Origin of the sequence: Brachybacterium squillarum M-6-3, assembly GCF_000225825.1 — a bacterium.
Classification (GTDB): domain Bacteria; phylum Actinomycetota; class Actinomycetes; order Actinomycetales; family Dermabacteraceae; genus Brachybacterium; species Brachybacterium squillarum.
Genome location: NZ_AGBX01000001.1, coordinates 618270 through 641708 on the forward strand (window position 1 = coordinate 618270; position 23439 = coordinate 641708).

The following is a 23439-nucleotide window of genomic DNA, read 5'->3' on the forward strand; positions in this document are numbered from 1 at the left end:
GACCATGCCGAGGAGGGCGCCGACGATGCCGCAGACCCCCGCCGCGATCATCCGCGAACTGGTGGACACCCTGGAGCAGGACCAGACCCTGGTGCCCGAGGTCGCCCGCGCCATCCGCGACACGGTGCCGGGGTACGAGAACGTGCCGGAGTCCTCCCTGCACTCCTCCATCGGCCGCAACCTGGACCTCACCTTCCGCACCATCCTGGCCGATCGCGCCCCCGACCCGGGCGAGATCGACGAGGCGGAGGAGCTGGCCCTGGAGCGGATGGCGCAGGGCGTCTCCATCGGCAGCGTGCTGGCCGGCTTCCGCATCTGCATGCGGGTGTTCCTGGGCCGCCTGCTCGCGCTCGCCCCCGACCAGGGTCTGTCGGCCGACGAGGTCCTGGCCTTCTCCACCCAGCTCTGGGCCCTCGGGGACTCCTTCTCCACCCGCGCCGTGGTGGTCCACCAGGAGGGCAGCATCGCGCAGGCCCTCGCGGCCTCCTCCCGCCGCGCCCGCTGGATCCGGGATGCCGTGCTCACGGGCCTGATCCCGACCGAGCTGCGCGCCGGGGCGGCGGCCTTCGGGGTGCCGGGTGCTCGCCGCCCCGCACGGGGACACCGCCCTGGGCATCCTGGTCGGCACCCCTCCCCCGGCGCCGGACCAGGTCACCGGCACCGCCGCCGCCGGAGGAGCTCTCGCGGGGACGACCCTCGCCCTCGGTGAGCCCGGGCCGCTGGAGGAGCTGCCGACGTCCTTCGCGGGCGCCACCCGGGTGCTGGAGACGGCGCACCGGGTGGGTCGCACCGGCCTGGTCGACCTCGGCGCGCTGAGCTGGCGGATGGGCATCGGGGCGAGCCCGGAGACCATCGCCCTGCACCGACCCCGGAAGGAGCGTTCCGCGTGACCGCCCCCCAACCCCCGTCCGACGGAGCCCGCCTCGAGGGCCGCCGCGCCCTCGTCACCTGCGGGGCCTCCGGCATCGGCGCCGCCCGCGCCCGGGCCTTCGCCGCCGCCGGCGCCCACGTCACCGTCGACGCCCCGCGGCCCGCGGACGCCCCGGCCCTCGCGCGGGTCCACACCGAGGGCTGGCGCGTGGCCTACGGACACCTGCTGGACGCGTCCTGGTTCGGCGCCGAGGCCCTGACCCGGCGCACGCGCCAGTGGGAGCACTGGCTGGACCCGGCCTCCGGCACGCCCGGGGTGTTCCGGGCGGGACGCGATGCGGGCGGGACCGTGGTGGGGGTGGCCGGGTCCCTCCCCTCGCGGGACGAGCCTCCGGTCCGGGAGCGCGAGCTGACGCTGCTGTACATCGACACCGGCTGGTACGGCACCGGGCTCGGCGCGGCCCTGCTGGACGCCACCCTCGGCGACGGCCCCGCGAGCCTCTGGGTGGCTGAGGACAACCCCCGCGCCCGCCGCTTCTACGAGAAGCACGGCTTCCGCCCGGACGGCACCCGCACGGTCGACGCGGCGGTGGCGGACGTCGTCGAGCTGCGGATGGTGCGCTGAGCCGAGGACCCGCCGCGCCCGTCCGCGCGGCTCAGCACCCCGGCGGGCGGCCGCTCCCGGCGAGCCCCGAGTCGACATGCACGGCCGCCCCCTCCGCGGTGCTGACCACGATGTTCCCCCGCGCCGAACTGCCCGCGGGATCGGTGAACAGCACGTCACCGGTCACCGTGGAGCCGTCGGCGAGCTCGATGGCCGGATCCAGCAGCGGGGTGCGCAGCTCCTCCAGGCCGGGCTCCGCGTCGACCGCCTCGAAGGGGGTCCGCATGCGCTGCACCTGCAGGTCCTCGGCCGGCGCATAGGTGCCGGAGCCCAGGTAGGAGACGCGCAGCTGCACGACCAGACGCTGATCGCAGCGCCCGCCGTGGACGGTCGGCTCGTGGAGCTGCTTGGCCCCCCGCGGGGCCAGGTCGGCCCGCAGCACCGCGACGGTGACGGTGCCGAGCGCCGTCGGCCAACTCATCGAGTCGTAGCCGATCCGTGCCGGCTGCATGCGGCTCCCGACCAGCAGCCCCTCCCGCGAGAGCGTCGCCGGGGTGCGCGTGTCCCCGATCGCCGGGTCCGCCAGCATCGCCTGCACCCCGATGACCACGCACGCCAGCAGGACGAGGGCGAGGGCCGCGCCGAGCGCCCTGACCATCCCCCGACGCCGCGGCGCCATCGTCCCTGCCATGCCCGCTCCCATGTGCGAGGTTCCGTGCCTGCACGATAGCCGTGGCCGCCCCCCACGGGTAGGTGCCGTCCACGGCCCGCCCCTGACCCTCCCGTCAGCCTCGAATGCGTGGCTGACCTGGGGCGACAGTGCTGCCCGGGGAGTGCTCCCCATCGTCGTCGCCGGTGGATCGTTGCAGACTCGACGCCGAGCGAGCACCCATCGCTCCCGACCCGGCAGCCGGACCCGCCGGCCCGCAACCTCCAGGGGGAGATCATGAAGCGCACGACCACACGAGGACAGATGACCCGCCGAGCCGCCGTGGGCGGGATCGGCCTGATGGCCCTCTCGGGCTGCGGCCTCCTGAGCACCGGGTCCGACGAGGACGAGCGCGAGGACCAGGACACCCCGAGGAGGACACCCAGGACGAGAGCGAGGAGGACACCTCGGACGAGAGCTCCGAGGAGGACACCTCCGACACCGAGACCGAGGAGGACACCGAGTCCGAGGATGAGACGGAGGACGACACCGCCACCTCAGGCGGGTCTTCCGCCGAGGTCGGCATCGAGGAGACCTTCACCGACGAGGAGCTCGACGACGAGTTCCGCATCATCTCCGCGATGCGCGACATGCCCTCCGAGTCCTTCTCCTACGACGTCGAGGACGGGAAGGAGGTCATCTACCTGCAGTTCGAGATGTCCCCCTCCGGTCAGTGGGGCGGCTCGATCTCCCCCTCGGACTTCTCGATCGAGAACGGCAACACCGCCTGGTCGAGCCTCAGCACCGAGATCTCCGAGGCCGGCTACACCGCGATGGAGCTGCACTCCCGCCGCGACGGCGACCTCGCCCCGGCCTGGATCGGCTTCGTCACGGAGGGTCCCCGGCAGGACACCTACGAGGTCACCTACACCCGGCCCGAGTCGGAGGTGATCGGGGAGGACACGACGATCCCCGAGTTCACCCACACCGTGACCATCCCGGCCTCCTGAGCCGTGCCCGGCCGCCTCGGCCCGTCCTCCGTGCGGAGGACGGGCCGTTCCGGTGTCCGCGGTCGGGCACGGCGGCCCTAGGATCGCGGGCATGACGTCGCCCGCCGATCCGATCCGCCCCTCCTCGGTGCCCGACCCGCTGGCCGGGGAGCGCGTCGACTACCGCGCCGGCCACCTGGACGATTCCGCGCCGTCCGAGCCCTTCCCCCTGTTCGCCGCGTGGATGCAGGAGGCCCTGGACCGTCGCGACACCCGGGACGACCTGGTCGAGCCCTCCGCCGTGGTGCTGTCCACCGTGCACCTGGCCGAGGACGGCACCCCGCGCCCCCGCTCGCGCACCGTGCTGCTGAAGGGGAGCGGCCCGGAGGGCCTCCTCGTCTATACGAATCGCGGCTCGGCGAAGGGGCAGGAGCTGGCGGCGACGCCGTGGGCCTCGCTGCTGCTGCCCTGGTACGCGCTGCAGCGACAGGTGCGCATCGAGGGCCGGGCGGAGCTGCTGGACGATGCCAGCTCCGACGCCTACTTCGCTTCGCGGCCCCGCGGCTCGCAGCTCGGGGCCTGGGCCTCGCAGCAGTCCGCCCCGGTCGCCTCCCGGGAGGAGCTGGAGCGGGCCTTCACCGTGGTCGAGGAGCGCTTCGAGGACGGCGAGGTGCCGCGGCCGCCGTTCTGGGGCGGCTACCGGATCGTGCCGGAACGGTTCGAGTTCTGGCAGGGCCGCGGCGACCGGCTGCACGACCGCCTGGTCTACACGCGCACCGCCGAGGGCGCCTGGCGGCGGGAGCGCCTGCAGCCCTGACCCGTCCCGGCCTTCAGGGCAGGTGCCGCAGGAAGCGCTGCGGGGCATCGAGGAAGGCGCGCCGGGACCGGACCAGGTCGAGCTCCTCGTAGCTGCTCTCGCGCATCCCCCAGTCCCCCAGCTCCAGCAGCCGCGCCCCCGGGAAGGCCGCGAGCACCGGGGAATGGGTGGAGATGACCACCTGGATGCCGGCGTCGACCGTGATCTCCTCCTGGTGGGTGAACAGCGAGTGCATGGTCTCGGCGCGCAGGAAGAATCCCTCGCGCGAGGCGCCGCCCTCGCGGACCAGCTGCAGGTGCTCCGCCAGCGGCGACTCGCCGGCCCGGGTGCGGTGCAAAGCGGAGGTCGAGCCGCCCTGTGGGTTCAGGCCGTACACGCCGGCGACGGTCGCGGGCCACTCCCCCGGGGCGGGCGGGTGGTCGGGGTCCGCGCGCACGCGACGCGCGGGCAGCAGCGGGGACATGGCCCCAGCATGCCCGGCGGGAGCGAAGAACGAGCGGTGCCCCGGGCTCAGACCCCGAAGGCGCTCGCATAGGCGACGGTGCCGCGTGGGGTGGGGGCGTCGGGGTCCAGCGCGAGCGTCAGGAAGGCGTCGTCCGGCACCTCGAAGGGTGCGGAGACGCCGATGCGGGAGGCGGGGGTGAAGCCGAAGCGCGGGTAGTAGCCGGGGTGGCCGAGCACGACGACGAGGTTCTCCCCCTGCGCTCAGGCCGCGGCGAGCACCGCCTCGATCGCCGCGCTTCCGGCGCCACGACCCTGCAGCGCGGGCACGGTGGTGCAGGGGGCGAGGGCGAGTGCCGGCGCGCCGTCGACGAAGCACCGCGTGAGCAGAGCCTGGGCGATGATGCGCCCGTCCTCATCGACCGCCACCTGGGACAGGCCGTCGATCCAGGCTGCCTCGTCGCCGCGCAGGGCATCGACCAGCTCGGCCTCCTCGGCGGTCGGGAAGGCCGCCTCGAGGACGCGGCGGATCTCGGGGGCGTCGCCGGGCTGCTCGGGGCGGTTGGTCCAGGGATTCATCGGGCTCCTCGGGACGGAATGGACGGTGCGCGTCGAGCATACGGATCCCGGCGGAACACTCGGTGACGAGCCGCCGACCGCCGTCGACCCGCCTTGTGACCCGGGCCACGGATCCCTACCGTGGAAGCATGACGATCGATCAGGCATCCCTGGGCGTCACCCCGTTGCGCGGCCGCGAGCTGGACCTCGGGGTCCGCCGCGTCGTCCCCGGTGACCAGGAGGAACTCTGGTTTCCCCTGCTTGCCGAGTGGCTGCCGAGATGGCTCGACGTGGACGCGGTGCCGCAGATGGTGGGCGCGCCGTTGCGCCGGGGCGACCAGGTGCGGGGCCACGTGATCGGCTGCCATCTCGGGGAGCGGGTGCGGCTGCGCTGGCGCCCGCGGGAGCTGGAGCACGACACCGAGCTGATGGTCAGCCTGGATCCCGCCGAGCACGGCACGGAGCTCGTGGTCCACCTCGAGCGCCTGGAGGGGCCGGCCGAGCAGCAGGCCCAGCGCGAGCACTGGGAGCAGGCGCTGGAGGATCTGGCCCGGGAGGTCGAGGCCGAGCGCGGCGCCGAGGACGACATGCCGACCTGAGCGGGGCGCCTCGGCTGCGTGATCACTCCTCCGGGGCGTGGGTGAGCTCTTCCTCGCCCGACGGGATCTCGGCGTGGTCGCGCAGCACCTCGATGCGGGCCACATCGATGTCGACCTCCCCCTCGATGCCGGAGACCTCGCCGTCGAAGCGGAGCTGCCACACCGCCCAGTCGTCCTGGCCGGGGCGGCCCGCGCCGGCGTAGAGCCAGTCGGGGCGGGAGTCGGTGGCGGGCAGGCCGTAGTGCTCGCGCCACTGACTGGAGGAGTAGATGACCATGCGCCGCCCCCAGGCCTCCTCGACGGCGGCGGTGAAGGCGTCGATCTCCGCCTGGGCGTCGTCCGCCTCGGGGCGCTCGTCGCAGGCGCCGTCGAACTCGAGGTCCAGGGCGGGCGGCAGGGCGGTGTCGTCCGGCGGCACCGCGGCCAGGAAGTCCTCGGCCTGCTCGGCGCCCGGGGAGCACAGGGTGAAGTAGTGGTAGGCGCCGGGGGTGATGCCGGCGGCCTGCGCGCCCTCCCAGTTCTCGCGGATGCGCGCGTCCGTGTACCCGGCGCCCTCGGTGGCCTTGATGTAGGCGAAGCCGTAGCCGTCGCCGGCCACCTGCTCCCAGTCGATCTCCTGCTGGTAGCTGGAGACGTCGATGCCCATCACCTCGTCGGCCTCGAGCACGATGTTCTCGGGGAGCTGCTCGTGGGCAGCGGCGTCGGCGGGAGTCTCCGGCACGCTCATCGCCTCGTCATCGGCCTCGAAGGGGCTGCGACCGTCGCCGAACACGCCGATCAGCAGCCGCGTGCAGCCGCCGATCAGCAGCAGGAGGATCACCGCGGCGACGGCGAGGACGAGGCGCTGACGGCGTCGGACCTGCGCACGGCTGTAGGAGGGCACGGCTGGACGCTACCGGACAGTCGCCGGGGCATCACGCAGGACGCACGGCCGGGGACCGTCCGGCCGGCTCGCGCCTGCCCGGTTCAGCGCGCGAAGTGCTCGGCGAAGGCGCGCAGCAGCCGCGGCGGCTCGTCGGCGCTCTTCTGTCCCAGCTCGGCGAAGATCTCCTCCATCTGCTCCGGGTCGAAGTAGCCGTGCTCGCGGTAGTGGCGGGCGCGCTCGATGATCAGCGGCACGTCGAGCTCCGGGTGGAACTGGGTGGCGTACTGGCGGGGGCCGGCGCGGAACATCTGCGCGGGGCACGCCTCCCCGGCCACCAGCGCCTCGGCATGCGGGGGCAGGGTGTGCACGGCTTCCTTGTGGCCGACGAGGGCGGTGAAGGTGTCCGGCAGGCCGGAGGCGCGGATCAGGGGGTCTTCGCGGCCGGCGTCGGTGAGGTGCACGGGGATCGCGCCGATGGGTTCGCCGAAGGTGCGGTCGATGCGGGCGCCCTGGTGGGTGCCGAGGGTGCCGACGCCGTAGCAGGCGCCGAGGAAGGGGATGTCCTCGGCGAAGACCTGGTCGAGGACGCGGAAGATCTCGGCCTCGGCCCGCGCCTGGGCGGCGCTCTTGGACTCGGCGGGGTCCGAGTAGGTGAAGGGGCTGCCGGCGACGAGGATGCCGGAGAGGTCCTCACCGGTGAGGGCGGGGAAGGGGTCGCGGTCCAGCCGCGCCCATATCAGGTCCCGCTCGGCCAGGCCCGTGAACCGGAGCACGGACTCGTACTCGCGCTCGGCGACGTCGTCCTCGGGGCGGGTGGCGATCAGCACGAACGGTTTCACCCCAGCATGCTAATCCCGTCGCGGACCTGCCCCGGCCACCGCTCGGGCGGACCGCTCAGGCGCCCAGCAGCTCCCGCAGGGCGGGCGTGAGGCCGTGGACCTCGACGGGCCGCTCGGGGCGGTCCAGGTCCGCCGGGTCCAGGACGAAGCGCTGCTGGACGACGCGGCATTACGTTCCGGGGTCCTAGGCTCCTGACATGCCTTCCACCGATGCCCCGCGCGTCCTGCTGACCGGTTTCGAGCCCTTCGACGGGGCCACCTCGAATCCCTCCGCCACCGCGGTCGGGGCGGCGGCGACGCTGCTGCGCGAGCAGGGCGTGCCGACCAGGGCGCTGGTGCTGCCGGTGGAGTTCGGACGGGCCGGGGACCTGCTGGCCGAAGCCGTCCGCGCGGAGCGCCCCGGGGTGGTGCTGGCGACGGGCCTGGCCTCCGGTCGCCGCGGGATCACCCCGGAGCGGGTGGCGATCAACGTGCGCGATGCCCGCATCCCCGATGGCACCGGGGCGCATCCGGTGGACGAGCCCGTGGTGTCGGGCGGACCCGCCGCGTACTTCTCCTCGCTGCCGATCAAGGCGCTGGTCGCCGCGGGCACGGAGCGGGGCGTGCCCGCCTCCGTCTCGCAGACGGCGGGCACCTTCGTCTGCAACGACGTCTTCTACCGCCTGATGCACCTGTTGACGACGGACCCGGCGCTGGACGGGGTGCGCGGCGGCTTCGTCCATGTGCCCGAGGAGGACGTGGTCGGGCCCGCCGAGCAGGCGCGCGCGGTGGCAGCGATGGCGCGCGCCGCGCTGGGGACGAGCGAGGATCTGCGGCGCCCCGGCGGGACGATCTCCTGACCGTGCGGAGCCTCGGAACGGGTCTGTCCACATCGCTGTCCACATCGGTGGATGAATGACAGACATGTAGTTCCCCAGGTTCCACGGAACACCGGTCCACCGGCCGCGGGCACGTTGCTGCTGGGCCGACCCTGGGTCGTCCACACCCACCCGATCCGGGCCCTCCGGGTCGCGTCGCCCGCATCACACCAGGCAGGGCGCACCTTTTCGCGCCGTTCTGTCCGATTCGTGCTCCCGGGATCCGTACCTCCCGGGAGTGCCGACAGGGGCGCCGCGAGGGCCGAGGAGAGCGAGCCGGCGGTGGCGCATGCCTGGTCAGCACCGGGATGCTGCCGCCGTCATCCACCGCAGTCCGCGAGGTGTCCACAACATGGGGCGTCTCGTCCACCGACGACCGCGGTCATCCACATTCCTGTCCACAACTGGGGATAATCACAGTGGTGTCATTCGGTGGGGCGGCTGGTCCGGTGGCGTGTCGACCGGCGGGCCGACCCGACGGAGCGAAGGACATCAGCCGCCCGTGACCATGAGGACGCGCATCGCCACCAGGGCCACGCACACCAGCACCCCGGCCGCGATCACCGCAGCATGGGCGATGGCGGAGCGCCGGGCGAGGGCCTGCCGGTCCGCGCCGGGGCTGACCTTGGGCCGCAGTGCGAACATGCCGGCCGTCAGCGCCGCCCCCATCACCAGGCCGCCCAGGTGGCCCTGCCAGGAGATGTTGGGGAACAGGAAGGTGATGACGAGGTTCAGCCCGATCAGGACCGCGACCTGCGCGGTCTGCCCGCCGAGTCGCCGGTTCACGATGAACAGCGCGGCGAACAGGCCGAAGATGCCGCCGCTGGCCCCGAGGGTGCCCGAGTACCAGGCCTGGCTGGTGGCATCCGTGAACAGCATGACCGCGGTGTGACCGGCGAGGATCGAGGTCAGGTATATCGCCGCGAAACGCACGTGCCCGAGGGTCTTCTCGAGGTACTGCCCGATGATCCACAGGGCGTACATGTTCAGCAGCAGGTGCATCACCCCTCCGTGCAGGAAGCCCGCAGTGAGAAAGGTCCACGGGTAGGCCAGCGCCCGGAAGGGGGCGAAGATCAGCAGCTGCTCGACGATGCCGCCGCTGATCGCCTGCCCCGCGAACAGGGCCACGCACAGGCCGATCACCGTGTAGGTGACCAGGGGCCGCCGGTCACCCGCCGAGGCGCCCATCGCGTTGCGGGGCCGGGTCGAGGCCTGCTGGCGGGAGAGCTCGCGGTCGCAGTCCACGCAGAGCACGCCCACGGAGGTGGGGCGCTGGCAATCGGGGCAGGCGGGCCGGTCGCAGCGCTTGCAGCGCACGTAGCTGACGCGGTCGGGGTGGCGGGGGCACACCGGCTGGCCCTGCGGCTGAGCGGCGTCACCGCCGGTGGGGTCCTCGGCGCTGTAGCCGTAGCTGGGGCGATCCATGCCTCTATTCCTACACGACGGCGCTGGGCGGGACCGGGGGCGCACCGACCACGGCCGGAGCCGTCCCGATGACCCGGCCGCTCAGGGCACGGGGGTCGGGAAGGTGCGGAACAGCCGCTCGAAGCGGCCGCGCTGGGTGGGGCTGATCGTGGTGAGCTCCTCGAGCACCAGCTTCCGCTTCCCGGCGGTGCCGGTGCGGCTCCAGAAGCCGACCACCTCCCCGCGGCGCAGGGCGGCGCGCTTGAAGACCCCGTTGTTGCCGGGCACGAGGCGGTCGTGGCGGTCCTCGTCCATCAGGAACAGGCGGTCGCGGTAGCCCAGCACCAGCTCGTCGAAGCCGGGCAGCAGCAGCTCCCGCATCGACTCCTTCTCCCGGGCGGCGTACTCCTCGGCCAGGCCCGGGCGCCACCACAGGCGCTCCCCGCCGCCCCTGCGGGCCGCGGCGGCGTCGGCGTGGAGGTGACCCTGGGTGTCGGCCCAGCCGCTCTCCAGCTCGGCCTCGACCTGTGGGAGGGCCGCACGGATCTCCCCCAGCGGGAGCTTGGACCACCAGGCCAGGTCCCGCTCCGAGGCGGGCCCATGGGTGAGGAGGTAGCGCCGGGTCAGCTCGGCGACGGCCGCGATGCGGTCCCCGCCGAAGGCCCCGGCCAGGTCGCTGCCCGGGGGCAGCCAGGAGGAGGCGAGCACGACGGCCGTCTCCCCCTCCCGCCAGGGACCGTAGGCCACCAGCCCCGTGGAGAGGTGATGGGTGAGCAGGTGGTAGCCACGGCCGCCGGTGGTGGCGATGCCGGCGTCCTCCCAGGCCTGCATCACCTCGGCCCGCAGCGCGCCGCGGCCCGCACCGCGGTCCGAGACGGGGGCGACGAGCTCGGCCAGCACCTCCCCCGCCCGGGCCACCTGGGCCTCGTCCAGGCCCAGCGTGGGGCGACGGGTGATCGCGGCGCGCACGGGGCCGGCGGCGCAGAGCTCGGTGAGCCAGGCCAGGGTGTCCGCGGCCAGGGCGAAGACGGTGCCGCGCATCGGGTACCCGCGCACGACCTCCCCGCGGTCGAAGGCCTCCAGCACCGGCTCCACCCGCCCGCCGCTGCGCAGCGCGAGGGAGGAGACCACGCCCGCGAGGTCCTGCCCCTGGTGCGCCCCGAAGGAGCGGGCCACCCGCGCCGGGGTCGGTGTCGGGGCCCCGTCGGCGGGGACGATCAGACCCTGGGCGAGCAGGCGGGCGCCGGCGAGGTGGCGGGGAGGGCGCGGGGCGGAAGCGGGCATGGCCCGAGCGTAGCCATCGGCCCCGACCCTCGAGCCCCGGGGGCGCGTCCGTGCGGGACCGCCCCCGACGACCTGAGACGCCCGGACACGACAGCGCCCCGGAGCCGAGGGCTCCGGGGCGCTGAGCGGATCGGGCGGGCCGGGGCCCGCCGCAGGATCACTTCTCGATGCTGACGCTCTCGATGACGACGTCCTCGAGGGGGCGGTCGCGCATGTCGGTCTTCGCCGCGGCGATCTCGTCGACGACCTTCTTCGAGTCGGCGTCGGCGACCTCGCCGAAGACGGTGTGCTTGCCCTGCAGGTGCGGGGTCGGGCCCACGGTGATGAAGAACTGCGAGCCGTTGGTGCCGGAGGGCTTGCCGGTGATGGCGTTGGCGCGCTTGCCGGCGTTGGCCATGGCCAGCACGTAGGGCTCGTTGAAGTTCTTCTCCGAGATCTCGTCGTCGAAGGTGTAGCCGGGGCCGCCGGTGCCGGTGCCCAGCGGGTCGCCTCCCTGGATCATGAAGCCGGAGATGATGCGGTGGAAGACCACGCCGTCGTAGAACGGGCGGGAGACCTTCTGGCCGCTCTCGGGGTCGGTGAACTCGCGGGAGCCCTCGGCGAGGCCCACGAAGTTGTCGACGGTCTTCGGGGCGTGGTTCGGGAACAGCTCGATGCGGATGTCCCCGTGGTTGGTGTGCAGAGTTGCGAACATGCGGTCATCTTCGCACACGGGGATGCGCCCGCCCGGGGCTCCCGGCCTGCGCCGGGAGCGAACGGGAATCCCGCGGACCGTTCGCCTGGGAGGCCTGTCGGGGGCTCGCGTTAGAGTTGCCCCACACGGACCGCGAGTCGGTCGTCTCCTGCGCAGAGGCACCGTTCGTGGCCCAGGGACCACCGCCGGCCCGACCCGGCGGACTCGACCGAAAGGGGAACGAGCATGGCGCTGAGCAAGAAGAAGCGCGAGGCCAAGAAGGCCCAGAAGCACGCGGAGGCCGTGGCCGTCACCGCGGGCGGCACCGTGAAGAAGGCCGAGAAGGCCGTCGAGGAGCTGCAGAAGCTGGCGGGCCAGGTCGGCCCCGTCGTCTCCGAGGGCGCCCGCGAGGCCCGCAGCCGCGCGACCGACCTGGTGGACCAGTACGGCCCCGTGGTCGAGGGGCGCCTGCGCGAGCAGGGCGAGAAGATCTCGAGCACCGTCTCGCAGAACCTCGGCCCGCGCGCCGACAAGATCGTGCACGACGTGCAGGACGACTACCTCCCCCGCGCCCGCAAGACCGCGGAGACCACGGGCACCGTGCTGAGGTCCGCCGTGGACGCCGCGCGCAAGGAGATCGACAAGGGCCAGGGCGACATCAAGTCGGCCGCTCTCACCCCCACCGTGCAGAAGAAGAGCCGCGCCGGGAAGGTGCTGCTGGTCCTCGGCCTGGCCGCCGTCGGCGCCGCCGCGGGCTACGTGGCCTGGAAGAAGACCCGTCCGGTGGAGGACCCCTGGGCCCCGCCGGCCGACTTCGCCCGCGCCCACTACCCGGCCTCCGCCGCGGACGACTCCGCCTCCTCCGAGGTCTCCGACACCGTCGGCTCCGCCGACGCGGGCGACGTGGCCTCCTCGCTCAAGGGCGAGGACCGCAGCTCGGACACCGAGCCCAAGGAGGTCAAGGTGGACTCGGATCCCGAGGCCTCCGAGGGCGAGAAGCGCGGCACCCACCGCGGCGACGCCTGAGCCTGACCGCACACGCCTGATCCCGACCGGACGCCCCTGCCTCCGGTCCGGACCATGAACGGCGCGACGACCCCCTCCCCCGAGGGCGGACGTCGCGCCGTTCCCGCATCCGAGGCGGTGAGGTGCACCAGGGGTCGCGTCCCCGGGACGACCCCGGGCCCGGAGCACTTCCCCGTCCTTCCCGCGGGCGCCGCAGCGGCCGTCCTCCGCACGCCCCGCCTGCTGCTCGCCCCCGTCACCAGCGCCGATCTCGAGCCGCTGTTCCGTCTGCACGCCGACCCCGCGCCCTACGCCCTGGACTCCACCGAGCCGCTGACCACCCGTGCCCAGATGCGCTGGGTGCTCGGGCAGTGGACCGCGCACTGGCAGCGGTACGGCGAGGGGTACCGGACGGTCCGCCCGAACCCCGCGCACACCGGGAGCACCCCGCGGGGTCGCCGCCTGTTCGGCGTGGTGGGCCTGTCCGTCCTGGAGGGCGAGGACCGCGGCTCCCTCAGCGCCTACTGGCGGCTGGACCCCGCCCGGCAGGGACAGGGGATCGCCACCGAGGCGATGCGCGCCGTGCTGGCCGCCGCCCGCCTCCGCGCCCGCGAGGCCCGCACCGCCGGACCCGACCGATCCGCGCAGGAGGCACTGCCCGAGGAGATCGTGGTGGTGACCGCCGCCCGCAACGCACCCTCCCGCGCCCTGGCCGCGCGGCTGGGCTTCACCCCGGCGCCGACGAAGCGCCGGGTCCCCGGGGGCCGTGCCGGGGACGTGCTGCTGACCCTTCCCGGCCCCGGAGCCGACGCGGGCCCCCACGACCCGGGCGTGCCGGATTCCTAGACTGGCGTGATGACCTCCCAGTCCTCTGGCACCCGCGGCGCCGGCCGCTACGCCCCCTCCCCCAGCGGCGACCTGCACCTGGGGAACCTGCGCACCGCGATCCTGGCCTGGGCGCTCGCGCGCGGCACCGGCCGCGCCTTCCACCTGCGCGTCGAGGACCTCGACCGGGTGCGCAAGGGCGCCGAGGACCGGCAGCTGGAGGACCTGGCCGCCCTCGGCCTGGACTGGGACCCGCCCGTGGTGCGGCAGTCGGAGCGCGGGGACGCCCACCGTGCGGCGATCGCCCGGCTGGCGGAGGCGGGCCTGGTGTACGAGTGCTACTGCACGCGACGCGAGATCCTGGAGGCGCCGAGCGCCCCGCACGCTCCGCCCGGCGCCTACCCCGGCACCTGCCGCGACCTGGACGAGCCGGCCCGGGAGGCGGGCCGTGCCCGGATGCGCGAGCTGCGGCGCGAGCCGGCTCTGCGGCTGCGGGCGGAGGTCGCGGAGTGGTCGGTGCGGGACCGCTGGGCGGGGGAGGTCACCGGGCCCGTGGACGACCTGGTGCTGCGGCGCGGCGACGGCGTGGTGGCGTACAACCTGGCCGTGGTCATCGACGACGCGGACGCGGAGGTGGACCAGGTGGTGCGCGCCGACGACCTGCTGAGCTCCGCGCCCCGCCAGGCGCACCTCGCGCAGCTGCTGGGTCTGCCCGAACCCGTCTACGCCCACGTGCCGCTGGCCGTGAACGGCGAGGGCGCGCGGCTGGCCAAGCGCGACGGCGCCGTCACCCTGCGCGACCGCCTCGCGCGCGGCGAGAGCGCGGGGGACGTGGTCGAGCGGATCGGCGACTCCCTCGGCGTCCCCGGCTGCCGGACGGCCCGGGACGTGCTCGAGCGATGGGACCCGGACTCGCTGCCACGGGGGCCCTGGGTGGTGGACCTGCCCTCCTGACCAGCGGCAGTGCGGCCAGCGGGGCAGGAACGTCTCTCATCCCACATCCGGCTCCATACGTGGCCGTATCGGATACACGAGTGTATCGTGGCGGCGTGCCACAGACATCCTCCGCAATCCGCGCCTTCGCACGCCTCCTCCCGGCCGAGTGGAAGAAGCCCATCGCCGCCCTGTTCATCACCGGGCTGGCGCTGGTCCCGATCATCTACTCCGGCAACATGACCTGGTCCTTCCTCGACCCCACGGGGAACCTGCACCAGGCCACCGCCGCCGTCGTGAACGAGGACGCCGGGGCCATCGCCACCGGTGCCGACGGCGAGGAGACCCGGATCGACGTCGGCGAGGAGTTCACCGACACCCTGCTCGACACGGACGAGGACGACGTCTACACGTTCGTCGAGGTCAGCGCCGAGGAGGCCGAGGCCGGGCTCGAGGACGGCACCTATGCGGCCACCGTCGTCGTCCCCGAGGACTTCTCCCAGAACGTGGCCTCCCTCGGCGGCGACGCGGAGGACGCCGCCGTCGCCATGCTCACCGTCACCACGAACGACTCGATCAACTACGTGGGCGGCAACTTCACCAAGTCCATCGGCACCGCCCTCACGCAGTCCCTCGAGGGCAGCGTGCTCGAGGAGTACCTGGACAACATCTACGTCGGCTTCACGACCATCCACGACGGGGTGGTCGATGCGACCGACGGCGCCGGACAGCTGGCCGACGGCGCCACCGAGCTCTCCGACGGCCTGGACGAGCTGGAGAGCGGCTCCCTGGAGCTGAAGGACGGCACAGAGGAGCTGTCCGACGGTGCCGATCAGCTCGCCGCCGGCACCGGCGAGCTGGCCGACGGGGCGGACACCCTGGTGGTGGGCCTGGAGGAGCTGGAGTCCGGCGCGGTGCAGCTGCGCGACGGCACGGCCACCCTCGACACCGGCGCCCGCCAGCTCGCCTCGGGCCTGGGCACCCTCTCGGCCAACAGCGAGGAGCTGCGCAGCGGCGCCGACGAGCTGGCCGACGGGCTCGGGTCCCTCTCCACCGGTGCGGACTCCCTGTCCTCGGGCGCCTCCCAGGTGGCCGACGGCACCGCACAGCTCGACGCGACCGTCTCCGAGGCCGCCCAGGAGGCGGAGGACCTCGGCATCACCTCCGAGAGCGTGCAGACCACCAGCGACGACCTGATCGCCGCGATCGACTCGCTGGAGGACGCCGCCGGCGCCGCCGAGGACGTCGCCGCGGACCTCGAGGACCCGGTCGACCGCGCCTCGCAGCTCGCGGAGGACGTGACCGCCCTGCAGGACCAGGCGGACACCGTGAACGGCCTGGCCTCCAGCGCCGAGGACGCGGCCGCCGCGATCTCCACGATCCAGGACGCCGACGGCGCCATCGCGGCGGCCGCCGAGCAGGTCTCGCAGGCGAACGACGACCTGCAGGCCGCCGCCGAGGCAGCGAGCACCGCGAGTGACGACGCCCGGAGCGCCGCCGACGCGGCGGCGACCGCGGCGACGGACGCGCAGACCGCCGAGGACAGCGCCGCGGCCTCCGCCGAAACCGTGGACACCTACACGAGCGCCGCCGACGAGCTCGCCGCGCAGTGCGCCGACTCCGGGGCCGAGGAATCCTTCTGCACGGACCTCCAGGAGCTCGCCGACACCTCGGAGAGCACCGTCGCCGCCGCGGACACCGCGGCATCCGACGCCACCACCGCCAGCGATTCCGCGGACGCGGCGAGCGAGGCCGCGGAAACCGCCGCCACCTCGGCGAGCACCGCCCAGGAGTCCCTGACCACGGCCACCACCGCGCTGGACGGTCTGTCCGCGGCGGCCGAGGACCTGAGCGCCGCCGTCGCCGACGTCCAGGAGCTGCCCGCCGACCTCGGCACCGACCTCTCCACCCTCGCGGACTCGACCTCGACCATGTCCTCGGACCTGGACACCCTGGTGACCGACGCGGGTGAGCTGTCGGATGCCGTCTCCACCGCCCGCGAGGACGTGCGGACCGTCGCGGAGGACGTCTCCCCCGACTCCGGCGACCAGAGCGCCTCCGAGCTGGCCGAGACCCTCGCCTCGCAGGCGCGCACCGCCGCCGAGGCCGCCCCGCAGGCCTACGAGACCCTGCAGCAGGGCGCGGACGACATCGCCACCCTGAACGCGGGCGCCCAGCAGGTCGCCGCCGGGGCGGAGCAGCTCGCCACCGCCGCCGGCACCGCCGAGTCCGGCGCCACCGAGCTTGCCTCGGGCGTGACGACCTACACCGAGGGCGTGGACAGCGCCGCGGACGGTGCGGACGAGCTCGCCGCCGGCACCGGTGAACTGTACGAGGGGGCCGATTCCCTGGCCTCCGGCGCCACCGAGGCCCGGGAGGGTGCCGAGTCGCTCGCCTCCGGGGCGACCGAGCTGGACGAGGGCGCGACCGAGCTGGCCTCCGGCGCCTCCGAGCTGGACGAGGGCGCCCAGTCCCTCGTGGACGGTCTGGTCGAGGCGGCCGAGGGCGCCCAGCAGCTCGAGGACGGCTCCACGGAGCTGCACGACTCGCTGGCGGAGTCCGAGGGGGACATCCCTTCCTACACCGACTCCGAGCGGGAGTCGCTGGAGGCGGTCTCCTCCGACCCGGTGCAGATGGACTTCGTGCGCGCCAACGAGCTGGACGCCTTCGGCGAGGGCCTGGCCCCGCTGTTCCTGTCCATCGGCCTGTGGGTGGGCGGCATGGCCATCTTCCTGATGATGCCGGCCTTCTCCCGGGAGGCGGCCCTGCGCGGCTCCGGCGCCTGGGCGCTGCTGGCGGGTGGCCTGCTGCCCGCGCTGGCGCTGGGCCTGGTGCAGTCCGCGATCGCCGTCGCGATCCTGCACTTCCGGGTGGGCGTGACCACCGAGAACCTGGGTCTGCTGTTCGGCCTGGCGGCGATCGCGAGCGTGGTGTTCACGGCGTTGAACCACGGCTTCGGCGCCATCTTCGGGCCGGTCGGGAAATTCGTGGCCCTGGTGCTGGTGGCCCTGCAGGTCTCCGGCGCCGGCGGCACCTACCCGACGGCCACGCTGCCCGAGTTCTTCCAGGTCATCCACCCGTACCTGCCGATGACGCACACCGTGGACGCCTTCCGCGGAGCCATCGGCGGCGGCTGGGTCGACCCCGCGGGCGACCTGGCCTGGATGGCCGGCTGGCTGGTGCTGGGCGTGACGCTGGGCCTCGCGGGCGCGATCAAGGAGCGCCGCTCCGCATGGAAGGAGCTGGCGGGAGAGATCGACTGATCCCCTCGGCCGACGGCCGCCCGGCGCGGGCCGACCGGGCCCGGACATGACGGAGGGCGGCAGGTTTCCCCACCGCCCTCAGTCACCGGACCCGCTCTCCCCTGCCGGCCCGGAGTCACCGCCGGGCGGGGAACTCCATCGCAAGCCCCTTCCACGGCGATGGAATCCACCGTAGACACGGCGACCCGGGACGGTGGGGACCTTTTTCCTGGCGCGGAGCCGATGGGCCTGCTCACACCGGATAAACGGACTGTCTCGGCACACCGGCCATCAGGTCACATGTCCCACATCGGGGGAATCTCGTGCCTCCCGTCCGGCCATCGACGGCGTCCCCCCTGGTCACCGCGCCATGGGCAGGTCTGCGGAGCGGACGGCCAGTCCCTCGCGCACCGTGGGGTCCGTCGCCGCCCGACGGATGATCCAGGCCATCGCCACCGCCGCGTCGTCCAGCAGGGCGAGGCCCTCCTCCCCCATCGCGGCCGCGGCGAAGTCCCGCGTGTGCAGGGCCGCGTCGACACCGCGGATCCCCACGAAGGGGTGCAGGGACGGCACCCGGCGGGAGACGTTGCCCATGTCGGTGGAGGCCGCCATCACCCCGGTGGAGCCGGCCAGCGGACGCCCCTGCTGCGCCATCGCCTCGTTCCAGAGCGCCCCGAGCCCGGGGTCCTGGGTGAGCGGTTCGTAGGCGGGCTCGGAGGCCTCGATCTCCAGCGTGCATCCGCTGGCCAGGGCACCCGCTTCGAGGCAGGCGCGGAGCATACCCTGCAGCTCCTCGAACTGCTCCATCGTGCGGGCCCGGCACTCGAAGTCCACGACCGCGGTCTCCGGGATGATGTTGGTGACGCCGCTCTGCTGCGGCACCAGGGCGAGTCGCTGCCCGTCGTATATGCGCTGACGCAGCAGCCCGGCGGCGACCTGCGCGATCACGGCGGCGTCGTTGGCGTTGACGCCCTCGGTCGGGTTCGCGGCGGCATGCGCCCCGCGACCGGTGAAGGTGGCGCGCCAGCGGCCGACGGCCTGGCTGGTGGAGCCGATCGGGTCGTACGTGCCGGTCTGCGGGGTCGGGTGGGTCATCAGCGCCATGTCCGCCCCGTCGAAGACGCCCGCGTCGATCAGCAGCTGCTTGCCGCCGCCGTGCTCCTCGGCCGGCGTCCCGATGACCTGCAGCTCCACGCCCGGGAGGTCCCCGGCGGCGATGTCCGCCGCGAGCGCGAGGGCGGCCCCGACGGAGGAGCCCGCGATGAGGGGGTGGCCGCAGCCGTGGCCGATCTCCGGCAGCGCGTCGTACTCGACGCACAGCGCCGCCACCAGCGGCCCCTCACCCAGTCGTGCCCGGAAGGCCGTGTCGAGCCCGCCGACGCCCTGCTCGATGGCGAAGCCGGCCTGCTCGAGCAGCCTGGTGACGCGCTCGACGGCGCGATGCTCGGCGAAGGCGAGCTCGGGGTCGGCGTGGATCGCGCGGGCCAGCGCGTGGACGTCCTGGCGGTGGCCGCGGTAGGCGGACGCGACGCGGGCGAAGGCCTCGGCGTCGACGGGAGCGGCGGTGCTGGTCACGGGCCGATCCTCTCACGTGGCCTGCCGGCCCGGCGGGGCGGGGATCAGTCGCCGGCGCGCAGCAGCGGGGGGTTCAGCCGGGTGCCGTCCCCGGCCCGGTACAGCCGGGCAGGCCGGCCGCCGGTGGGGGCGGCATGGGTCTCCAGGTCCACCACGAAGCCCTCCGTGCGGGTGGCCTTGCGGTGGAAGTTCCCGGCGTCCAGCGGCCGACCCCACACGCTCTCGTAGACCCCGCGGAGCTGGGAGATCGTGAACTCCTCGGGCAGGAAGGTCACGGCGAGCGTCGTGTACTCGAGCTTGGCCCGGGCCCGCTCGACGGCATCGGCCAGCAGCACGGGGTGGTCGAAGGCGAGCGTCACCTCGGTGAGGTCCTCGACGGCCCACCAGCGGGCGTCGGCCACGCCCTCGCCGCGCCGCGGCTCGGGGAGGTCGGCGCCGAGCGCCATGAAGGCCACCGAGACCACGCGTCCGCGGGGGTCGCGGTCGGTGGCGCCGTAGGTGCGGACCTGCTCGACGTGCACGGCGCGGTCGCCGAGGGAGGCCTCGTCGGCCAGCACCCGGTCGGCGGCCTCGGTGAGGTCCTCCCGCTTGCTCATGAAGCCGCCGGGCAGCGCCCAGGCACCGGAGTAGGGCTCGTCGTCGCGCTGGATCAGCAGCACGGAGAGCTTGTGCTCGCGCAGCGTGAGGATGACGAGGTCGACGGCGACCCCGGCGCGGGGGAACGGCGAACCCGAGGTGCTCATCCGGCCACCGTAGGGCCCGCGGCCCGATCGGCGCGAAAGGCGCTCACCGGACACCCCGAGGGGGTCGCTCCGGTGAGCGCCGCTCGGCGCCCCGCCCCGCGGTGATCAGTCCTCGAGCCAGCGGCTCCACTTCTCCACCTTGTGCTCGGCCTGGACGATGCGCACCGTGCCGGAGCTGGCGCGCATCACGATCGACTCGGTGACCACGCGACGATCCTGGTAGCGCACGCCGCGCAGCAGGTCGCCGTCGGTGATGCCCGTGGCCGCGAAGTAGCAGTTGTCGGTGGTGACCAGGTCGTCGGTGGTCAGGACCTCGTCCAGGTCGAGGCCCGCGTCGATCGCCTTCTGCCGCTCGGCGTCGTCCAGCGGCGCGAGGCGACCCTGGATCATGCCGCCGGTGGCCTTGATGGCGCAGGCGGCGACGATGCCCTCGGGGGTGCCGCCGGTGCCCAGCAGCATGTCCACCCCGGTGCCGCGGGCGGCGGCGATCGCCCCGGCCACGTCGCCGTCCATGATGAACTTGATGCGGGCGCCGGCCTCACGGATCTCGCGCACCAGGCCTTCGTGCCGAGCGCGCTCCAGCACGCACACGGTCACCTGGTTGACGGGCTTGTCCAGCGCCTTGGCGACCAGCCGGATGTTCTGGCCGACGGGAAGGCGGAGGTCGACGAACTCGGCGGCCTCGGGGCCCACCACCATCTTCTCCATGTAGAACACGGCCGAGGGGTCGTACATGCAGCCGCGCTCGGCGACGGCGAACACCGCCAGGGCGTTGTTGTAGCCGAGGGCCGTGAGGCGGGTGCCGTCGATGGGGTCGACGGCGACGTCCACCGAGGGGCCGCTGCCGTCGCCCACCCGCTCGCCGTTGAACAGCATCGGCGCCTCGTCCTTCTCGCCCTCCCCGATGACGACGGTGCCGTCCATCCGCACGGTGTCCATGAAGGAGCGCATCGCGTCGACGGCGGCGCCGTCGGCCTGGTTCTTGTCGCCCGCGCCGACCCAGCGGCCGCCGGCGATGGCGGCGGCCTCCGTGACGCGCACCAGCTCGAGGGCGAGGTTGCGGTCGGGGGCCGCGCTATGGAGCTGGTCGGGCTGTCCGGTCTTTTCGGGGGTGTCGCTGCTGGTCATCGGGGCTCCATCGTCGTCGGTGGCGGGTGCCGCGGGCTCTGTTCCTCGGGGCCGTTCGCGGGTCCTGCCAGCCTATAGGGGCCGCGCCGGGGCGGCGCGGGCCCTGTGCGGACCGTTCACCAGCCCGTCACCGTGCCTGCTCCGGTCGGCGCATCTCGCCCTTGCCCGCCGCTGCGCCTCGCCCGCGCCCTCGCCCCGCACCTGCACCTCCCCCTCGCGTGCCGGCTCAAGGGCCGACGGTGCGGTGCTCAGCGATGTAGCGGTCGAAGTCCCAGGGGCGGCGGGAGTCGTCGCCGTCGAGGAAGCGGATCGCGGCGCGGCGGCCCTCGGTGTAGAGCTGCTCGCGCTGGGTGGTGCTCAGGGAGAACTCGGTGGCGCGGACCGCGGAGGTGTCGATGAAGATGGTGCGGGCGAGCGCGTGGGGATCGTCGATGTGCATCCGGTCGTAGAAGCCGGTGGCGGTGTCCAGCAGGGCCCTCGCGTAGCCGATCGGTCCGGAGATGCGGTGCAGGGGCTGCGGGTCCTCGGGTGGTCGGGCGGACAGGCGGATGCCGAAGGTGGGCCAGCGCGGCGTCTGCCCGGTGGGACGGTCGAAGACGTCGACGGGGAAGTTGGAGAGCAGGCCGCCGTCCACCAGCGTCGCGGTGCCGTGGCCGGTGCGCCAGCGGGCGGGGCGGAACAGAAGCGGGATCGCCATCGAGGCGCGCACCGCCTCGACCACCGACAGGGACTCGGGGTCGCGGCCCAGCAGGGCGGCGTCGCGGGGCAGGTGACGCAGGCGTCCGCCGCTGAGGTCGGTGGTGGTCACGACGAGCCGGGTGGGCGGGCCGGAGACCGCGAGCCCGTCGGGGTCGGTGTAGGAGAGCTCGCCGAAGGTGCCCTGGTCGTGCTCCGGGGCGTGGGCGGCGAGCTGCTCGGTGAGCCATTGCTCCAGGTAGGTGGCGGGGTGGATGCCGAGGTGCCGGATCAGACCCAGCAGGGCGCCGGGCGGGGTGCGGCGCCACCACGAGCCGTCCAGGAAGCGGCGGTAGTCGGTGGCGCGCAGGATCTCGACCAGCGAGGTGGCGGGGGTGCCGAAGGCGGTCAGCGAGCCGACGATGGCGCCCGCGGAGGACCCGGCGATGCGCTGGGGGCGGTAGCCGCGTTCCTCCAGCACCTCCAGGGCGCCGGCGAGCGCGATGCCCTTGACCCCGCCGCCCTCGAGGACCAGGTCGACGGGCCCGCTCACACCGCCTCCCGGCGACGAGAGGAGGCCAGGTGCCACATCCACATGCCGGTGCCCAGCAGGGCGAAGCCCGCCGAGGTGAGGCCGACAGTGACCAGGGAGGCGCTGACCAGCGGGGTGACGATCCCGGCCAGTAGCGCGTTCAGCACCAGGGAGAAGAAGGTGCCGAGCGACGCGGCGGCGCCGCGCTCGGTCGGGAACAGGTCCAGCACCTCCAGCTGGATGGGGGCGAAGACCAGGGAGACGGTGAAGGCGATGAGCATCGGGCCGATCAGCACCGGCAGCAGCCGCGGCGAGAGGGTGCCGTCGGGCGTCGGTCCGAGGGCGACCAGCGCCAGGTTGATCGCCGTGGTGACGATGGTGAGCAGGAAGCCGAGGGTGATCAGCCGGGGCCGCGGGATCGTCTCGGCGACCTTCCCCACCACCCAGGCGCCGGACATCATGCCGATGATCAGCGGCACGAACAGCACCCAGAAGTCCTGCTCCCCCAGGCCGTAGAGCCGCACCACCACGATCGGCGCGCCCGCGATGAACAGGAACTGGGCGGCGAAGCCGAAGGCGGAGGCGGCGGCCACCCGCAGCATCACCGGGGAGCGGCCCACCCGCACCAGCGAGCCGAGCAGGGCGCCCACCCGCAGCGGGGTGCGCTGCTCGGGCGGCAGCGTCTCGGGCAGCACCGCGGTGAGGACCAGGGCGAACACCCCGTACAGGCCGACGCCGGCGAACACCCAGCGCCAGTCGCCGAGCAGCAGCAGCCAGCCGCCGAGGATCGGGGCGAGCGCCGGGGCGACGGAGAAGATCATCATCACGCGGGCCATCAGCCGCTGCGCCTCGGCGCCGGAGAACATGTCGCGGATGACCACGCGGGAGACGATGGTGGCGGCGCCCGCGCTCATCCCCTGCAGCACGCGCAGCGCGATCAGCCCGCCGAGGCTCGGCGCCAGGATCGAGCCGAACATGCCGATCAGGTAGATGACCAGGCCGCCGATCATGACCTTCTTGCGGCCCAGCGCGTCCGAGAGCGGCCCGTGGAAGATCGACATCACCGCGAAGGCCCCGAGGTAGGCGGAGACCAGCTGCTGCAGCGCCACCTCGTCGCCGCCGAACTCCGCGCCGATCCGGGTGAAGGCCGGGAACACCGTGTCGATCGTGAAGGGCCCGATCATCGCCAGCGTGGCGAGGGTGAGGGTGATCCGCGCGCCCGCGCGGGAGGGGCCGGGGGCGGGCTGCGGCAGGGAGGAGGGGGAGGCGGCGGTCACCGGCACCAGCGTAGACCCGGGGCGCGGGGCCCTTCGCGAGGGACCGCGCGGGCAC

24 protein-coding genes are annotated in these 23439 nt (G+C 73.9%); 10 read left to right on the forward strand and 14 right to left on the reverse strand.

Annotation, left to right across the window (positions count from 1 at the left end; translation table 11 throughout):
• The first annotated feature begins 25 nt into the window (after nucleotides 1–25).
• Together OM98_RS02820 and OM98_RS02825 are read left to right on the forward strand one after the other, a co-directional pair.
• Nucleotides 26–709 carry an RsbRD N-terminal domain-containing protein gene (locus OM98_RS02820; protein ID WP_010533055.1) on the forward strand — a complete coding sequence of 228 codons (684 nt, stop codon included), beginning with the start codon at nucleotides 26–28 and terminating at the stop codon, nucleotides 707–709.
• A 177-nt stretch (nucleotides 710–886) separates the two neighbouring features.
• Nucleotides 887–1495 (forward strand): GNAT family N-acetyltransferase, encoded by a 609-nt coding sequence (locus tag OM98_RS02825; protein ID WP_010533056.1) that lies wholly within the window; start codon nucleotides 887–889, stop codon nucleotides 1493–1495.
• 31 nt (nucleotides 1496–1526) lie between these two features.
• Here the strand turns inward: OM98_RS02825 and OM98_RS02830 are convergent, their stop codons facing one another.
• Nucleotides 1527–2165, reverse strand: coding sequence for a hypothetical protein (locus OM98_RS02830; protein ID WP_139017552.1), 639 nt, complete (start codon nucleotides 2163–2165; stop codon nucleotides 1527–1529).
• 164 nt (nucleotides 2166–2329) lie between these two features.
• Between OM98_RS02830 and OM98_RS14675 the strand changes: the two genes are divergently transcribed.
• Nucleotides 2330–3133, forward strand: a complete 804-nt coding sequence (locus OM98_RS14675; RefSeq protein WP_010533058.1) for a hypothetical protein — start codon at nucleotides 2330–2332, stop codon at nucleotides 3131–3133.
• A 91-nt stretch (nucleotides 3134–3224) separates the two neighbouring features.
• The gene (pdxH, locus tag OM98_RS02840; protein ID WP_010533059.1) at nucleotides 3225–3929 is read left to right on the forward strand and encodes a pyridoxamine 5'-phosphate oxidase; all 705 of its coding nucleotides are present in this window, start codon (nucleotides 3225–3227) and stop codon (nucleotides 3927–3929) included.
• 13 nt (nucleotides 3930–3942) lie between these two features.
• Here the strand turns inward: pdxH and OM98_RS02845 are convergent, their stop codons facing one another.
• The 3 genes from OM98_RS02845 to OM98_RS16080 are packed head-to-tail and all read right to left on the reverse strand — an operon-like array spanning nucleotide 3943 to nucleotide 4949.
• Nucleotides 3943–4392: a hypothetical protein gene (locus OM98_RS02845; protein WP_010533060.1), complete on the reverse strand. Its 450-nt coding sequence runs from the start codon at nucleotides 4390–4392 to the stop codon at nucleotides 3943–3945.
• A gap of 47 nt (nucleotides 4393–4439) precedes the next feature.
• The gene (locus OM98_RS16075) at nucleotides 4440–4610 is read right to left on the reverse strand and encodes a hypothetical protein (protein WP_245528704.1); all 171 of its coding nucleotides are present in this window, start codon (nucleotides 4608–4610) and stop codon (nucleotides 4440–4442) included.
• A 24-nt stretch (nucleotides 4611–4634) separates the two neighbouring features.
• Nucleotides 4635–4949 carry a GNAT family N-acetyltransferase gene (locus OM98_RS16080; RefSeq protein WP_245528705.1) on the reverse strand — a complete coding sequence of 105 codons (315 nt, stop codon included), beginning with the start codon at nucleotides 4947–4949 and terminating at the stop codon, nucleotides 4635–4637.
• 128 nt (nucleotides 4950–5077) lie between these two features.
• Here OM98_RS16080 and OM98_RS14680 point away from each other — a divergent pair, with 128 nt between their 5' ends.
• Nucleotides 5078–5527: an SRPBCC domain-containing protein gene (locus OM98_RS14680; RefSeq protein WP_010533061.1), complete on the forward strand. Its 450-nt coding sequence runs from the start codon at nucleotides 5078–5080 to the stop codon at nucleotides 5525–5527.
• 22 nt (nucleotides 5528–5549) lie between these two features.
• Here the strand turns inward: OM98_RS14680 and OM98_RS02860 are convergent, their stop codons facing one another.
• Together OM98_RS02860 and OM98_RS02865 are read right to left on the reverse strand one after the other, a co-directional pair.
• Complete coding sequence (locus OM98_RS02860) at nucleotides 5550–6410, reverse strand: GH25 family lysozyme (protein ID WP_010533062.1); 861 nt, start codon at nucleotides 6408–6410, stop codon at nucleotides 5550–5552.
• A gap of 83 nt (nucleotides 6411–6493) precedes the next feature.
• Nucleotides 6494–7231, reverse strand: a complete 738-nt coding sequence (locus OM98_RS02865) for a glutamine amidotransferase (protein WP_010533063.1) — start codon at nucleotides 7229–7231, stop codon at nucleotides 6494–6496.
• A gap of 197 nt (nucleotides 7232–7428) precedes the next feature.
• Here OM98_RS02865 and OM98_RS02870 point away from each other — a divergent pair, with 197 nt between their 5' ends.
• Nucleotides 7429–8070: a pyroglutamyl-peptidase I gene (locus OM98_RS02870; RefSeq protein ID WP_010533064.1), complete on the forward strand. Its 642-nt coding sequence runs from the start codon at nucleotides 7429–7431 to the stop codon at nucleotides 8068–8070.
• A gap of 510 nt (nucleotides 8071–8580) precedes the next feature.
• Here the strand turns inward: OM98_RS02870 and OM98_RS02875 are convergent.
• From OM98_RS02875 to OM98_RS02885, 3 genes are all read right to left on the reverse strand, one after another.
• Nucleotides 8581–9513, reverse strand: a complete 933-nt coding sequence (locus tag OM98_RS02875) for a rhomboid family intramembrane serine protease (protein WP_010533065.1) — start codon at nucleotides 9511–9513, stop codon at nucleotides 8581–8583.
• A gap of 81 nt (nucleotides 9514–9594) precedes the next feature.
• Nucleotides 9595–10776: a winged helix DNA-binding domain-containing protein gene (locus OM98_RS02880; protein WP_010533066.1), complete on the reverse strand. Its 1182-nt coding sequence runs from the start codon at nucleotides 10774–10776 to the stop codon at nucleotides 9595–9597.
• Nucleotides 10777–10933: 157 nt separating this feature from the next.
• Nucleotides 10934–11470 carry a peptidylprolyl isomerase gene (locus OM98_RS02885; protein ID WP_010533067.1) on the reverse strand — a complete coding sequence of 179 codons (537 nt, stop codon included), beginning with the start codon at nucleotides 11468–11470 and terminating at the stop codon, nucleotides 10934–10936.
• 225 nt (nucleotides 11471–11695) lie between these two features.
• Between OM98_RS02885 and OM98_RS02890 the strand changes: the two genes are divergently transcribed.
• From OM98_RS02890 to OM98_RS02905, 4 genes are all read left to right on the forward strand, one after another.
• The gene (locus OM98_RS02890; RefSeq protein ID WP_010533068.1) at nucleotides 11696–12475 is read left to right on the forward strand and encodes a hypothetical protein; all 780 of its coding nucleotides are present in this window, start codon (nucleotides 11696–11698) and stop codon (nucleotides 12473–12475) included.
• A gap of 54 nt (nucleotides 12476–12529) precedes the next feature.
• On the forward strand, nucleotides 12530–13300 hold the full coding sequence (locus tag OM98_RS02895) for a GNAT family N-acetyltransferase (protein WP_010533069.1): 771 nt from the start codon (nucleotides 12530–12532) through the stop codon (nucleotides 13298–13300).
• 9 nt (nucleotides 13301–13309) lie between these two features.
• Nucleotides 13310–14233, forward strand: a complete 924-nt coding sequence (gene gluQRS, locus OM98_RS02900) for a tRNA glutamyl-Q(34) synthetase GluQRS (RefSeq protein ID WP_010533070.1) — start codon at nucleotides 13310–13312, stop codon at nucleotides 14231–14233.
• A gap of 95 nt (nucleotides 14234–14328) precedes the next feature.
• On the forward strand, nucleotides 14329–17475 hold the full coding sequence (locus tag OM98_RS02905; protein ID WP_245528706.1) for a YhgE/Pip domain-containing protein: 3147 nt from the start codon (nucleotides 14329–14331) through the stop codon (nucleotides 17473–17475).
• Nucleotides 17476–17814: 339 nt separating this feature from the next.
• Here OM98_RS02905 and OM98_RS02910 read toward each other — a convergent pair whose 3' ends face one another.
• From OM98_RS02910 to OM98_RS02930, 5 genes are all read right to left on the reverse strand, one after another.
• The gene (locus OM98_RS02910; RefSeq protein WP_010533072.1) at nucleotides 17815–19029 is read right to left on the reverse strand and encodes an amidohydrolase; all 1215 of its coding nucleotides are present in this window, start codon (nucleotides 19027–19029) and stop codon (nucleotides 17815–17817) included.
• A gap of 44 nt (nucleotides 19030–19073) precedes the next feature.
• A complete protein-coding gene (locus OM98_RS02915) occupies nucleotides 19074–19772 on the reverse strand; it encodes an NUDIX hydrolase (protein ID WP_010533073.1) in 699 nt (232 codons plus the stop codon).
• 105 nt (nucleotides 19773–19877) lie between these two features.
• Nucleotides 19878–20900 (reverse strand): class II fructose-bisphosphatase, encoded by a 1023-nt coding sequence (gene glpX, locus OM98_RS02920; RefSeq protein WP_010533074.1) that lies wholly within the window; start codon nucleotides 20898–20900, stop codon nucleotides 19878–19880.
• Between the two features lie 226 nt (nucleotides 20901–21126).
• Nucleotides 21127–22128, reverse strand: coding sequence for a patatin-like phospholipase family protein (locus tag OM98_RS02925; protein ID WP_010533075.1), 1002 nt, complete (start codon nucleotides 22126–22128; stop codon nucleotides 21127–21129).
• Nucleotides 22125–23384, reverse strand: a complete 1260-nt coding sequence (locus OM98_RS02930) for an MFS transporter (RefSeq protein ID WP_010533076.1) — start codon at nucleotides 23382–23384, stop codon at nucleotides 22125–22127. The genes OM98_RS02925 and OM98_RS02930 overlap by 4 nt, the downstream gene beginning before the upstream one ends.
• Between the last annotated feature and the right edge of the window lie 55 nt (nucleotides 23385–23439).